This is a genomic window from Flavobacterium sp. IC2-16 (assembly GCF_055521455.1).
Map to the genome: position 1 here is coordinate 1,498,028 of NZ_CM145480.1, position 12,788 is coordinate 1,510,815.

The following is a 12,788-nucleotide window of genomic DNA, read 5'->3' on the forward strand; positions in this document are numbered from 1 at the left end:
TTTAGTTTTTAAGGATTATTATTTCTTCCAATTCGTGAAGGGATTTAATGGCTTCCAGATGTTGAGCTAATAGCTTTCCATTGTGCATAGCCATTACGGCATCCCTGTTTTCCAACGATTTGCTTTGCAATAAGCTGGCGCATTCCATTATCGTTGTGGTCAGATAGAGTCTCTTGGTATTCTTGTTTGGGTGACTTGGATAAATACCCTCGCTGTTTAGATATTCCATCTTTTTTGATTCCATGTCGAACCTCAAAGCAAAGAGGTTTACAATCCTGTTTTGATTATCCAGTAGGGGGAATACCAGCCCATACTTTCCAAATACTGTATAGGCTGTTAATCCTTCTTTGTTTACTCCAGCATCACTTTTTTTAAGAACACCCAGAGCCTCAAACTGGTCTTTGGTGGTTTGGCTTTCCCGATGGTGGAACTGGCCAGAGTTGAAACCGATTCGAAGTTCATTGTAATCCAATCCAATTTCCTTTAGATATTCTTTCGGTTTTATGGCTTTCCCGTTTCGGATGCCCGTTTCAAAAGACTGAAATAGTGTTTCAAGTGTTTCCATAGTTTACTTTTTAATTAATAATTCAATTTAATTAGGACAAAAGAGTCCCTGTCCGAGTGTATAATCGAATTATTATTGCTGATAAACAGCTATTTACTTTTTTTGATTTTCGTGAAAGATTATCTTTCTTTCACATTTTGAACTTAAATAGATAAGCAATTCGATTGCTTAATTACTGCGAGGATAGAAGGAAAATTTGATTCTCGCCAGCTTTTTTGAGTTTTTCCTCTCCGTTGTATTGAAAAGAAGCTTTTAGAAGTACTATGCAACTTTGTATCTTTCAATACTTTCAGGAAATTCCCTTATCTGCAAAGATTCTTCCCATTTCTCAATATTGCCACCGTGACGGTCTTTCATTCCAAATTCACTTGCTAAGTGTGTTCCCAACTGTTTCACAAATACTTTCATATTGGTTTTTCTTGAAATATCAATCAGTTTGGTAAACCATTCCAATTTGCATTCCCTGAAGCGGTACTTTCCAGTTCTGTTACCACTTTCACCACCAAGGATAATCCAGTGAAATTTTTCTGTTAGGACTTCAGAATAATCTTCTAGATTGAGTTCCCCAATCAATGGCTCTGCGGAAATGAATCGGATTCTAGCAGGAACTTTTGAAAGGGTTTCGATTCGGTGCTTTTCTGCATCGCTCTCAACACTAACCCCAATCCAAACATTTGGATAACCATCACCCCAATCATCAGGAAGACATTCAAGGATTCTTTCAGGTCTTTTAGTTAAGATTTGATAGGTATGCTGTGGTGTGTTCTTAATTGTTTTCCAAGCTTCAGCTCTCCACTCATCAGCATCTTTGATAAACCAGTCTGACCAACTGCAAGTAAATATCAATTGGGGTTCTTGCCATTTCAAAGGTTGGTCAAACATTGTTTTGGATTTAAGAACGGTTGTTGGGTTTTGTCCATAACGTTCTTTGTCCCTGAACATATAACAAAATTTACAACCTGCACTTACTTTTATGCAACCATGCCACGGATTCCATGTTGGTCCAGTCCATTGGATTTTGGACAACTCTACTTTATTTGTTTTGATTTTATTCATAAATATTTTTTTTAATGATTAATAGTTAATGTGATATAATTTTTAACGTAACAGAAAATCTAAATCATCAGAAATAACTTTAATTCGTTCTCCATACAGATTTTCTATTTCAACCGATTTCACACATATTGAATTGCGTTTGAAGACTTGGTATTCATATTCTAACCAGTCAAAAATTTCTTCATAATCACAACCGAATATAGGACTCGATTCACCTTCTTCATTAATAAAATTAATATCTAGCATAAAGCAATTATAATCTTTATATCCTTTCATTTCTGCTTCTCTAGGGCTTGAAAATGTTTGACCTTTGGGTAAGAAATCTTCAATGTTTCCTAATAATTTCTTAGCTTTTTTAATTGCTTTTTTCCTGTCTTTAATCAAGTTTCCAGATGAAAATTCAAATTCAAAATTGTTGCTTTCAGTTAATTGACCTTTTTTGTTAACTCTGTCGATATAAACGTTTACTGTATATTTTTCCATTTTTTTATTTTTTTAAGATTAGTTAATGCAATAGATTTCCACGCCCAATTATTGAGCTTTTTAAAACCTATAAATTTTATTTTTGATTTAATGCTTTCCAGATTCGGAAAGTCTTTTGAAGTTCACCAACTATCTCCCGTTAGTTTGATGTTTCGTTTCACCTTGAAACTGATTGCTAATTAATCTTAATCCATAATGTTGTTTTTAAAAGTTATTATTCTGTTTTAAAGATTGTTACATCCATTTTGATAAGACAAATATACGGTGGCAAAACGAGCTAAAAAAACCTGTTCCGAATTGTGCATAATTTTACGCAATTAATTAAAGTGCCTATTTTACTGGTAATTTTGCTTATATTTGAAATGAAAAAAAATTAATAAAATCTGTTTTATGTATAAAATCACGCATCCGTTAACTGACATTTATGAATTTGATGATAAAATGAAGCTTGCTTTAAGGGATTTGATAAATGCAAGTGACCGACAATTGGTGTATGTAGCAATAAATTTGCTCTGTATTACAGCTGGGTTAAGGATTAGCGAGGTAATGAATTTCAAATGGGCTGATATTCTATCGCTTGGTTCTGAAAATGAAGCGGATGTCAAAAATGAAATCACAATTAGAAAATACATAATCCCTATTAATCCAAGTATAAAAAATCAACTTGCAGAAGTTTACAGAAAATTAGGCTACCCTGACTTAAATTCATCTATAGCTAATAGCTTATCTGAAAAAGATTTGGACTTTAAAAGTATTGTCCGATTGACAATATATAATGGTGCCGCCATATTTAACGAATATAATTTTCTTTTTAAAAATGTTGATTACGATACATTCTTTCAGGTAGTTTTTGGCAGAAGGGTACTTGAGGTTTGCGGATATTCTAATGAAATAAGCAAAAAGTTAAAACAGCATTTTGAATTTAGGCTTAATGAAGAGTTATTCAATTTTTTGGGATACAAATCCAAAGATGATATAATCTTTAAATTGAGTGATATAAATATTGCTGACAAAGAAGGGATTAAGTATTTATTGGGTAAGGACACATTAAAAGTAAATGTTGGATTATTTCAGCTTCAGGACAAGAATTTCAACACTAAATTCAACAATAAAAAAGATGAATGTAATTTTCAAAAATTTTCAGCCTTTTCAAATTTTCTGATTTCAGGGAATAATTTTTATGAAAAACCAGTTATAAATAGCGTTAGAATTTTATTACTAATAAGCTTATACAATGGAGTTCGTCCTTCTACGCTAATTAAGTTAAAATGGAAAGATATTGTTGAAATCAACGAAGAAGAAGAAACTGTAGAAATCCGAAAGTTTGTGACAATTGATAGATTTACAATTAAAATTGGTCATGAAATTCACTCAAAATTATTCGACCATTTGAAATTGTTTTTGGAGAGAACTCTTAAAATTGAATTGTTTTATAAAAATGCAAAAAAAAGACAGTTTGATATGAAGCCTAATCTGGACGGTTACGTTTTTGTTACAAATACTGACCGACAGTTGACCCAACCGAGTTTATTACGAGAAATTAAAAACACATTAAAATTCATGAATTTTCCTCATACCGATAGATTCGAAACCTATTCAACATTAATCATGTATGGGCGGAAAATCATTGAAATAAAAGGCGACCACAAGCAAACTATTCAAAAATTGAAAGAACACTACAATTTCAGAAGTACAAGGCAACTTTTCGATTTTTTAAAAATCGATTATAAAACTGATTCATTTAAAGGAAAGGTAAGAAAGAATATATTCGAGGAGATTCTTTATGATTATTGATTAAATCATATTTCTTAATTTCATCACTTTTTTAACTTTAATGATTGTTGCACTTGATGCCCCTGAAATTTCGGTAATCTCTCTTACGGTTAAACCTTTCTGTAACTTTTTCTGAATTGTCAGATGTCTTTGAAGTAGTTTTTCATCGGATTGGACACTCCCAATTTTTCTGCCATTGTATTTTCCAAGAGCCTTTGCAATTAAAACCCCTTCAGCTGTTCTTGATTTTATTCTAGTACGTTCCATCTCACTTATGCTACCCATAACCGAAATTACTAGGTTTGCCATTGGATTTTCTTGACCATTATCTAAAAATGTAGAAAATCCTTCTTTTAACGATTTTAAATTTATTTTGTTTTTTTTAAATAGTTCGATTGTATTGAGGATATCAAGTAGATTCCTGCCGAGGCGGTCAGTACTATCCACAACTACGGTACACTTAGAAGTAGAATTGGTTATTTCATCAAACATTTTGACGGCTTCTGGTCTTTCCATAAATGGTATGTTACCTTGTATTTTTTCAATAAATAATTTTGACGAATCAAATCCAACGTGATTTTTGAAGTTTTCGATTTGTCTGGCAGAATTTTGTAATGCTGTTGAAGTTCTTGAGTAGAAGTAATAATTCATAATATTCTTTTTAGGCTGTTTTTTGTTTTATTTTTAGAGTTCGGATTTTATTAAAACATTTTGTTGAATTCATTGGTTTTGTAGTTTTCAATGTTGCTTTAGAAAATGGTTATAGTCTAAAACTAAAACCTAAAATCATTTTCCTTCAATAAAGTCGATAACAGGAACAAGCATATCACAATAGCATCCCTCAACCGTTTTCACAACTTCACGATTTTTATTGATGAATATAATTGTATAATCATCAACCCATCTCAAACAAACCTTAACCCAGCCCTTATGGGTTAATCCATTTACTTGGAAAGCCAAACCACCTTGAAACTCTTTTGATTCACTAATCGCTACGAAATGTCTTGCTCCCCAAGCCATAAGTGCCGAACGGTCTGCATATTTGATTTGGTCCATAATTGTTTGAGCGATTTCCATTGTTCTTTCTGATGTTTTCATGATTGTATATTTTAATATTCCTTGTACACCACGAGTGTACAAGGAATATTATTCCCGTGCCAGCTTTTTTGCAATTATTTTTAAAAATTTTCACTTGTAAAGTCCCGTGAATAGGGAGATTAATAAAAACAGCCTGCTTTTCCCCATAGCAAAATCAGTCCTTTTCCCCATGGCGAAATATTTATCTGAAAACGATAAATATGAAAAATTTTAATGAAGAGGGAATCAATGTACTTTCCTTATTTGACGGCATCAGTTGTGCCAAATTAGCACTGGAGAGAGCAGGGGTTAAAATCAACAAATATTGCAGCTCGGAAATTGATAAATCAGCTTTAGCAATTCAAAGTTACCATTACGGAAATGATACAAACTTTATTCAATTGGGTGATGTTAAAAATATTAGTGGTATTGAATTATCAGATGAAATTGATTTGGTGGTATTTGGAAGTCCCTGTACTAATTTAAGCAGTATCAATCCAGTAGACAGGCGTGGGTTAGAGGGTGAAGAATCTAAATTATTTTATGAAGCATTAAGAATCTTAAAGGAAATCTATGTTGCTCAACCATTTGGTAAAAAGCTGTATTTCTTGATGGAAAATGTAGCCAGCATGAAAGCGGTTGACAGAGATAAAATCACAGAAGAGTTATCCAATATATTTGATGATGTACAGTTGTTAAAAATCGATTCGGCACTGGTAACACCAGCACATCGAAGAAGGTTATACTGGACCAATATTCCTAATGTTTGTGTTCCTGAGTCCATTGATATAAAGTACTCGGATATACTTGAAAATGGATTTGTGGACCGAGACAAAGCCAATGTTTTATTATCTGGAAACGTAACCCTAACCAATGGAATATTTAGGCATTTCAAGATGAATATCGGTAACATTATATATAAGGATAAAGATTTTGCATAATTACCAAAAGAAGAAAAGCTATTGAAATATCCTGCTATATTGGAGCAATCGGGATATGTGGGTAAATCTGGCAGTAACCCTGATGAATTGGATTTTCCCAATGGCTGTTATCGTCAACCTAGTATTAAAGAATATTCCCGAATGATGACAGTACCTGATAACTACGTTGATGGCGTTCCAAAGATTTCAAAAACCGACAAACTCAAAGTTTTAGGCTTGGCTTTTTCTGTTGATGTGGTTGCTGGGTTATTGGGCAATTTAAAAAGGGATTAGCGCATATTTTTAGCTAATTTCTCTGTTACAAAAAAAGCGAGATATTTAGTCTCGCTCTTTTTTTGGTTGTAACATTTCTGAGAACTCCTTGAGTTCTTTAGCTGTGAAATTATCCACTTCAAAAACTATCGGGTATTTTGGTGCTTCAGACTTTAAAATCTGCTTGAGCTGTTTCAATGTCAAAATTATTTTCATCGCCTTTTTACATATAAATATCTTCCAAAATTCATTTCTCAATTTTTTCTAGAAAATTTTTGAAGCAATTCAAGCACGGTATAATGTTAAATCGATTATTCACCTATTGAGGCTGGTAACGGTAAAAACACATTTTCCAAAAAATCACTTTGCTTATAGGCAGGAAGGGGCAGTTTTACCCCCAAGGGGGGCTATTCTGTATTTTAGACCCTTCACTTCCAGGGGCTAATGAAGGGTACAAAAGGAGTGTAAAAAGGAACAATAAAATCCTTTATTTTGCTTTAAAAGTTAACTTTAATCCAGTTCTTTTGATGTATCGGGTTAAATTATCATAATGTTTACATGATACAGGTTTTCTATCCTTATCTGGATATACCGTATCACTTTTTACTAATCTGTTTTCAACATAATAGTTGGTAAGTATTGTTTTCTTCGTAATCACTTCACCCAAATCTTCATTAAAATTGGCATTATAGAAATTTGACTCTTGGGCGAAAACTTCATTATTTGAATTAAAATAATATTTATGCTTCTCACTATATTTTCCATCGTTCATACTTAATCGGGGAGTCTCTACAATTAAACTGACGTGGGATTTAGAATCGTGATAAATTTCAAAGTCTAACTTGCTTCCGTCAAACTTTAGGTTCTCCAAATCATCTTCATTATAATTTGATTTGGTTTCAACTGATAATTTATTTTTCACTACTAAACTATCGATTTCACTTTTTTGGTTTATCAGATTTTGAACGTTATAATCGTTTTTAGCCATTGGCGACACTCCATCTTTACTAGCATTTTGATGTGACAAATAATCAACTACAAGCCACATAGCAAACAAAATGAGCAGCATAATGATGGAGAAGACAAATACTTTTTTTCTGGACTTGCCACCAGTATTTGCATTATCATTTTCAATTTTTACCTGTTTTGAAATAAAATCATAATCGCAAAACTCACACTTTTCAATGTCTTTATTTAGAATAACATTGCAATTCGGACATTCTTTTTCATCAATACCTATTTCGACTTTAACTTGAGCATTTTTAAAATTGGAATCCTTTAATAATTTATTTTTTAATTCGGTGAAATCATCTTGAGTAATAACCCCCGAATTAAGTAGTTCTTTTAACTTTAAAATTTCATCTATTTTGTTCATACAATTTGATTTTAATAGCTTCTAACACCTCTACCGTCACACATAGGGCAAATTCTGCCTTCTAATTCTCCTGTCGCAATATTTCGACCCGTTTCTATCCCAGTGCCTTTGCAAAGCGAGCAGGCACCATTTTCATAGACACGACCATCACGTCCCATGTGATAGCCACTGTTATTCATATTACCATTGGTATTGTTTTGATTGCTATTGCTTTCATTCGTATTGCCTTTCGGCTCATTATATTCATTTGCATGATAGTTACTCTCTAATTCGGCTTCTTTACTTTTGGTTGTTATTTGTATCGGCTCATCTGCTTTAAAGAAAGTTCCTTTGAAAAAAGCAAAAAGAATAATGCCTATAATACTGTAAAGGATTGTTGCTCCTGTACTCATTCTTTTTGACTTCTTACTCTGATAATCTGAAACATATTTTTGAGGTAGTTCCGAATCACTTTCAATATCTGTTTCGGTTTTGAAAAGTATTTGATTTTTTAGAGTGGTGAATTCGCTTTCTTCAAGCAAACCATTATCAAACATCTCTTTTAGTTCTTTGAGTTTGTCGTATTTATCCATGATTCAAATTATTATTCGCCTCACAAATATATAAAAATCTCCATATAAAGAGTGGTTTTATTTGGAGTTGTCAAACTTCAATACATTCTATTCATTTACTCTATAAAAAGAGTTTAAAATGACAGAGACTAGCGAATCGATTTACCTTAAAAAAATTGGTGAAAGATTAAAGCATTTTAGAAAAAAAGCAGGATATGCAAACTCTGAACTTTTTGCATACGAAAAAAATATAAGCAGAGCCCAATATGGAAAATATGAGGCTGGTGCAAATATTCAGTTGAATACCCTTATAAAGATTCTCAAAGCGATGAATGTTTCTCTAGCAGAATTCTTCGATGACTTTAAAGAGGTTTAATGGCAATCACACTACTTTTTTTAACTTCTCTAACAAACATCAGTTTTATTTCAAGTAGTCTTAAATAGCATTAATTTTACTCGTTGAATGGCTGGCGGGCTGGGTCCTCTTCCCGTAGGGGTTGAGTGTTTCCTTTGGCAGTTGAACTGTATATTTCTTTGAGTTGATGTGAAGACTTATTTATAAGTTGAATATAGGTTGGCTACGCCATCTTCTTCGAGTTGATGTTGCTCTTTATTAAAAAATAAATTTAAGTTAAGATAAGGCTTTATTTCAAGTTGAAATGGATTTTTATTAAAGTTAATTCATAAGTATTTCTTGAAATTGCTATATAGTATATAATATAATCTAGTATTTAAATTCTTTAGTATTTAAAAGAATATAGTATATAATAGAAGTATAGTAATATCTCCCAAACCCGTCCAACATTAGACTAAATAGTCCAACATTAGACTAAACAGTATACAAAAAGACTAAATAATCTAAAAATGGACTAAACTGTTCCGCAAAAAAAACATCCATTTCAACTTGACGGCAAAGCTTTTTCGTAGTAAGTTAGCCATATATCAATTCCAGCAAGCACTTCAATTTTTTTTGAAAATTATGTCATTTTGAAAGATTTTACTGTTGACTTAATCCAAAAAAAGAAGTACAATTGAATATATTGATAAAACAGTAGTACTGGCGAATACGTAGGAATAAAATTTTATCAATTATTTTAGTTTCAAAAAAAGTCCGATAATTATTATTGTAATCAGTAATGATTTCCTTGGGTGCTGGGATAAACGGTAGGCATACTGCCCAGCTTCTCTTACCAAGTCAAAACAAGAGAGCAACATAACAAGAGAATAAAATATTATGAATTGAAAACTTCAACTTTAACAATTAAAGAAACTTACCATGATGCGTTGTTTTTTGCAACTGCAACAATTAATGAAAAAAAGAAATTCCATTTACCGCTTTCAGAATTAAGGGTTTTAGAAAAACTTTTACATTACTCAAAAAAACAAGAAAACATCACTTGGTCATCCGAAAATATTTCAAAGCATATTTTCACAACACCTACGGCAATTGACAAAATAATTCAAAGGCTACAAAACAAAGGTTATATCAACGTATCAACATTCAAAATACATGAAAAGGCTAAATTAAGAACCATTTTTATTAATTGGGATATGCTTGAAAAAATCAACAAACTGATTTTAGAGTATAATAGCACAATTGAATCAGAAACAGATGAAATATCTGATTCAACTGAAATTGATGAATTTGGTGATGCCAATGAGGATATAATTTCAAAAATTAGAAGATTGGGGTATTCAGATGTAGAATTTGCGAACATGAGCGGTCAAAGATTTTTAGTTCCTAACTTATTTAAAGAGAATTGGGGAGCAATTTCAACCAAAAAAGGTAATGTAAATAGTTTAAGAAGAAAATCAAGTCAATTTGACTTTGATTATAGTTTGAGCAGAATTGTTGAAAATGGATATCAATTAAATTCTTGATATCCAAAAGCTGTTTGGAAAATAAAATAATTGCATTAACACGTATTTATACCGATTTTGATTTCAAAGCTTTTGATTAGATTTGTATAATTGACTACGTAAAACAATCAATAATATGGATACATTGAAGACAATTATTAAGCATGATACATTAATTAAGAAAAAGGATACATTGAAAAACATATTGTCCGAAAATCATGTTACAATTGAGACAATAACTTCTAAAGATGAGAATAACTGTTTATTTAATATCTGTGATTGTAAATTATTGTCTGATTTATTGTGGCCATTAACAGTATTGATAATCTTGTTTGTCTTTAAAAAACAACTTCAAAAAATTGTTGATAGTATTGGAGACCGAATTAAGAATGGAGACCGAATTAAATTAAGTAGAGACGGTATTGAAATGAGTCAAGAGCTCAATAGTCAAGAGGTTAATAACAAGGCTGAAAAAGCTTATGAAGAATTTGCTGATAAAGTAGAAGATAAAAAAGCAACAATTTCTAAAGAAGAGTATATTCCTAAATATGTACATATTGAAAGAAGATTGTTTGAAGTTTTATTGAAAAATCTATATCCTGATTATAAAATTCTTTCAAATAGAAGGCTTCAAGGTTATGAATACGATTTAATTATAGAAACAAAAAATCATAGAGAAAATGATTTTATACTAGAAGTTAAGTATTTTCCAAATAATTTTAATAAAAGTATTTTAAAAGATATTGGCACTGAGCTTGATTTAATGGCTAAAGTTTATAAAAACACCATCGAACGTAAAGCGAAACCAATTTTGTTTATTATTTTAAATGAAGAGACAAAAATAGAAGGAGACATAAACGAAGTCTTTGATTATGTTAATATTCCATTTGAAAATAAAAATAATATTAAGGTTGTAATACTAAATCAAATCGATATTGAAAATTTAAATAGAATGAGAATTTTGGATATTCTTGATTACTAAAATCTACTCATGAAAACAAAGACTTGTCAGAAAACGAATTGATTTCTATATTAAGTTCAGAAATAATATTTTATAATTTCATTGAAAAACTTCAATTAATTGAGAATGAACAAAATGTTTAAAACCTTTAAGGATAATCTAAATTTAATTATACTGATTCCCACAATTTTAGGTGGCTTTTGGCAGTTGTTCGAACTTGTTAGCATTGACGCTTCACTTTTGAGATTTTTTTCAGTTACACAAGTGATTTCTGATGGTTTAATAATTTTATATTTTATAGCAATATTATTTATGTCATATAAATTCGCAATTTATATGTCAACAAGAAAGGGAAAAGATGTTGAGACTAATAAGTATACTAAATATATTAGACTTTTTTTAACTTTACTCTTAATCATTATGATGTTATATGAGTTTTCTAAAAATCAAAAAATAACAGTTCTTGGTCTAAGCTTTTTTATTTTATTGATTATTGTCTTTGGGAATATGCTATTAGATTTAATGGGGAAAGAATTGGTTTTAGAACTTCTTGATGCTAAATGGCTAAAAGATATTGCAGTTGTAGTTTTATTGAGTTTATTTCTAATATTAATTATGTCTTTACATAGTATGTTCAGCAAGTTTCATAATAGCTGGTTCATTCCTGAAAGATTGAAAAATACAGAATACATAAGATGTTTACTTAAAAAGAATTCTTCCGAATTTTATATTTTATATTTTAATGATAAGTATATTTTCATCGAATTAAAAAATAGTAAAGATAATAGAACAATAGAAATAATAAAATTCGATGAGTTTTTCAATGATAAAAATTGTAATTAATCACTATTTTTGAGTGACACAAGTATTCTCAAAATCATATTGATTGCTAATAAACATTTTAACTTATTAATAGAGGTATTATTTAATAATTTCATGAAACACCACACTTCTGAAAACATTCAATTTGATTTAGTTGAAAATGGTCTTGATTTCGTTACTTCTGGAGTTGAACATATTCTTAAAGACAAATCTCCATACTTATTAAAGTATGCAATTCTACATTTATCTGCTGGAACAGAATTATTATTAAAAGAGGTTCTTAAAAATGAGCATTGGTCTTTAATTTTTGAAAGTCCTAATAATGCGAAGTATGAATTATTAAAATCTGGGGAGTTTAGAAGTGTAGACTTTGAAACGTTACTTATAAGATTAACCAATATATGTGAAATTGAATTATCTGGTAAAGAAACATCTATTTTAAGACAGCTAAAGAAGGTTAGAAATAAAATTGAGCATTTTGAATTTAATGAGAATCAAGAAGCGATTAAATCACTTAGTTCAAAAGTAATTTGTTTACTTCTTAATTTTATAAATGAAAATTTCAACCATCAATCCCTATCCGATAACTCTAAAGAAGGTATTGAGAAATTAAGGACTATAGCAACAGGATTCAAAGAATTTACAGTATTACGTAATGCACAGATTAAGGAACAAATTTTTATTGCACAAACAAAACATACAATAGAAAATTGTCCATTATGTAGACAAGCTGCACTTGTTTTAAATGAAGACTTAACATGTTTGTTTTGTGGTTTTTCAGATGGACCAGAAAACGTAGCGAGACTTTATGCGGAAAATATTTTAGGTGAGAGTTATCATATCTGCATGACAGATGGTGGAGAATATCCAGTAACCGACTGCATTCATTGTGAATCAGCCGATACTTTTGTTGACAAAGGAATTGATGGTTATGTTTGCTTCAGTTGCTTCGAAACAAATGAGAGTTTAGAACTTAATAGTTGTAATAACTGTGGTCAGCTATTCGAAAAACGATTTGATGAAATGGATATATGTGAATATTGTGTTGAATATTATATAAATAAAGATTAAT

16 protein-coding genes are annotated in these 12,788 nt (G+C 30.6%); 8 read left to right on the plus strand and 8 right to left on the minus strand.

From position 1 onward, the window contains the following. Position 1: 1 nt before the first annotated feature. From ACZ1JT_RS06785 to ACZ1JT_RS06795, 3 genes are all read right to left on the minus strand, one after another. On the minus strand, positions 2–565 hold the full coding sequence (locus tag ACZ1JT_RS06785) for a hypothetical protein (RefSeq protein WP_465093087.1): 564 nt from the start codon (positions 563–565) through the stop codon (positions 2–4). Between the two features lie 261 nt (positions 566–826). Beyond that, the gene (locus ACZ1JT_RS06790) at positions 827–1,621 is read right to left on the minus strand and encodes a DUF5131 family protein (RefSeq protein WP_465093088.1); all 795 of its coding nucleotides are present in this window, start codon (positions 1,619–1,621) and stop codon (positions 827–829) included. A gap of 42 nt (positions 1,622–1,663) precedes the next feature. Beyond that, a complete protein-coding gene (locus ACZ1JT_RS06795) occupies positions 1,664–2,104 on the minus strand; it encodes a hypothetical protein (protein WP_465093089.1) in 441 nt (146 codons plus the stop codon). 390 nt (positions 2,105–2,494) lie between these two features. On the opposite strand from ACZ1JT_RS06795, the gene ACZ1JT_RS06800 reads away from it, so the two are divergent. After that, a complete protein-coding gene (locus tag ACZ1JT_RS06800) occupies positions 2,495–3,898 on the plus strand; it encodes a site-specific integrase (protein WP_465093090.1) in 1,404 nt (467 codons plus the stop codon). Here the strand turns inward: ACZ1JT_RS06800 and ACZ1JT_RS06805 are convergent, their stop codons facing one another. Together ACZ1JT_RS06805 and ACZ1JT_RS06810 are read right to left on the minus strand one after the other, a co-directional pair. Beyond that, positions 3,899–4,528, minus strand: coding sequence for a recombinase family protein (locus tag ACZ1JT_RS06805; protein WP_465093091.1), 630 nt, complete (start codon positions 4,526–4,528; stop codon positions 3,899–3,901). Between the two features lie 135 nt (positions 4,529–4,663). Then, positions 4,664–4,975 carry a hypothetical protein gene (locus tag ACZ1JT_RS06810; protein ID WP_465093092.1) on the minus strand — a complete coding sequence of 104 codons (312 nt, stop codon included), beginning with the start codon at positions 4,973–4,975 and terminating at the stop codon, positions 4,664–4,666. 200 nt (positions 4,976–5,175) lie between these two features. Here ACZ1JT_RS06810 and ACZ1JT_RS06815 point away from each other — a divergent pair, with 200 nt between their 5' ends. Together ACZ1JT_RS06815 and ACZ1JT_RS06820 are read left to right on the plus strand one after the other, a co-directional pair. Beyond that, positions 5,176–5,895, plus strand: a complete 720-nt coding sequence (locus ACZ1JT_RS06815; RefSeq protein ID WP_465093093.1) for a DNA cytosine methyltransferase — start codon at positions 5,176–5,178, stop codon at positions 5,893–5,895. A gap of 21 nt (positions 5,896–5,916) precedes the next feature. Beyond that, positions 5,917–6,168 (plus strand): hypothetical protein, encoded by a 252-nt coding sequence (locus ACZ1JT_RS06820; protein WP_465093094.1) that lies wholly within the window; start codon positions 5,917–5,919, stop codon positions 6,166–6,168. 45 nt (positions 6,169–6,213) lie between these two features. Here the strand turns inward: ACZ1JT_RS06820 and ACZ1JT_RS06825 are convergent, their stop codons facing one another. The 3 genes from ACZ1JT_RS06825 to ACZ1JT_RS06835 form a co-directional block, all read right to left on the minus strand. Then, a complete protein-coding gene (locus tag ACZ1JT_RS06825) occupies positions 6,214–6,363 on the minus strand; it encodes a hypothetical protein (RefSeq protein ID WP_465093095.1) in 150 nt (49 codons plus the stop codon). Positions 6,364–6,634: 271 nt separating this feature from the next. Next, complete coding sequence (locus tag ACZ1JT_RS06830) at positions 6,635–7,522, minus strand: SHOCT domain-containing protein (protein ID WP_465093096.1); 888 nt, start codon at positions 7,520–7,522, stop codon at positions 6,635–6,637. 11 nt (positions 7,523–7,533) lie between these two features. Beyond that, a complete protein-coding gene (locus ACZ1JT_RS06835; RefSeq protein WP_465093097.1) occupies positions 7,534–8,094 on the minus strand; it encodes a hypothetical protein in 561 nt (186 codons plus the stop codon). 118 nt (positions 8,095–8,212) lie between these two features. On the opposite strand from ACZ1JT_RS06835, the gene ACZ1JT_RS06840 reads away from it, so the two are divergent. The 5 genes from ACZ1JT_RS06840 to ACZ1JT_RS06860 all read left to right on the plus strand — a co-directional run bounded on the left by ACZ1JT_RS06840 (position 8,213) and on the right by ACZ1JT_RS06860 (position 12,787). Next, positions 8,213–8,449: a helix-turn-helix domain-containing protein gene (locus ACZ1JT_RS06840; protein ID WP_465093098.1), complete on the plus strand. Its 237-nt coding sequence runs from the start codon at positions 8,213–8,215 to the stop codon at positions 8,447–8,449. 863 nt (positions 8,450–9,312) lie between these two features. After that, positions 9,313–9,954: a hypothetical protein gene (locus ACZ1JT_RS06845; protein ID WP_465093099.1), complete on the plus strand. Its 642-nt coding sequence runs from the start codon at positions 9,313–9,315 to the stop codon at positions 9,952–9,954. 115 nt (positions 9,955–10,069) lie between these two features. Further along, positions 10,070–10,915: a hypothetical protein gene (locus ACZ1JT_RS06850; protein WP_465093100.1), complete on the plus strand. Its 846-nt coding sequence runs from the start codon at positions 10,070–10,072 to the stop codon at positions 10,913–10,915. A gap of 105 nt (positions 10,916–11,020) precedes the next feature. Continuing rightward, positions 11,021–11,737: a hypothetical protein gene (locus ACZ1JT_RS06855; protein WP_465093101.1), complete on the plus strand. Its 717-nt coding sequence runs from the start codon at positions 11,021–11,023 to the stop codon at positions 11,735–11,737. 93 nt (positions 11,738–11,830) lie between these two features. After that, complete coding sequence (locus ACZ1JT_RS06860; RefSeq protein WP_465093102.1) at positions 11,831–12,787, plus strand: hypothetical protein; 957 nt, start codon at positions 11,831–11,833, stop codon at positions 12,785–12,787. Position 12,788 lies beyond the last annotated feature (1 nt).

Excerpts from the sequence above, each read along its gene's own strand:
- ACZ1JT_RS06860 (WP_465093102.1), top strand. The coding sequence starts at position 11,831 with ATGAAACACCACACTTCTGAAAACATTCAATTTGATTTAGTTGAAAAT.
- ACZ1JT_RS06835 (WP_465093097.1), bottom strand. The coding sequence starts at position 8,094 with ATGGATAAATACGACAAACTCAAAGAACTAAAAGAGATGTTTGATAAT.
- ACZ1JT_RS06800 (WP_465093090.1), top strand. The coding sequence starts at position 2,495 with ATGTATAAAATCACGCATCCGTTAACTGACATTTATGAATTTGATGAT.
- ACZ1JT_RS06790 (WP_465093088.1), bottom strand. The coding sequence starts at position 1,621 with ATGAATAAAATCAAAACAAATAAAGTAGAGTTGTCCAAAATCCAATGG.
- ACZ1JT_RS06825 (WP_465093095.1), bottom strand. The coding sequence starts at position 6,363 with ATGAAAATAATTTTGACATTGAAACAGCTCAAGCAGATTTTAAAGTCT.
- ACZ1JT_RS06795 (WP_465093089.1), bottom strand. The coding sequence starts at position 2,104 with ATGGAAAAATATACAGTAAACGTTTATATCGACAGAGTTAACAAAAAA.
- ACZ1JT_RS06855 (WP_465093101.1), top strand. The coding sequence starts at position 11,021 with ATGAACAAAATGTTTAAAACCTTTAAGGATAATCTAAATTTAATTATA.
- ACZ1JT_RS06850 (WP_465093100.1), top strand. The coding sequence starts at position 10,070 with ATGGATACATTGAAGACAATTATTAAGCATGATACATTAATTAAGAAA.
- ACZ1JT_RS06810 (WP_465093092.1), bottom strand. The coding sequence starts at position 4,975 with ATGAAAACATCAGAAAGAACAATGGAAATCGCTCAAACAATTATGGAC.
- ACZ1JT_RS06830 (WP_465093096.1), bottom strand. The coding sequence starts at position 7,522 with ATGAACAAAATAGATGAAATTTTAAAGTTAAAAGAACTACTTAATTCG.
- ACZ1JT_RS06805 (WP_465093091.1), bottom strand. The coding sequence starts at position 4,528 with ATGAATTATTACTTCTACTCAAGAACTTCAACAGCATTACAAAATTCT.
- ACZ1JT_RS06840 (WP_465093098.1), top strand. The coding sequence starts at position 8,213 with ATGACAGAGACTAGCGAATCGATTTACCTTAAAAAAATTGGTGAAAGA.
- ACZ1JT_RS06815 (WP_465093093.1), top strand. The coding sequence starts at position 5,176 with ATGAAAAATTTTAATGAAGAGGGAATCAATGTACTTTCCTTATTTGAC.
- ACZ1JT_RS06785 (WP_465093087.1), bottom strand. The coding sequence starts at position 565 with ATGGAAACACTTGAAACACTATTTCAGTCTTTTGAAACGGGCATCCGA.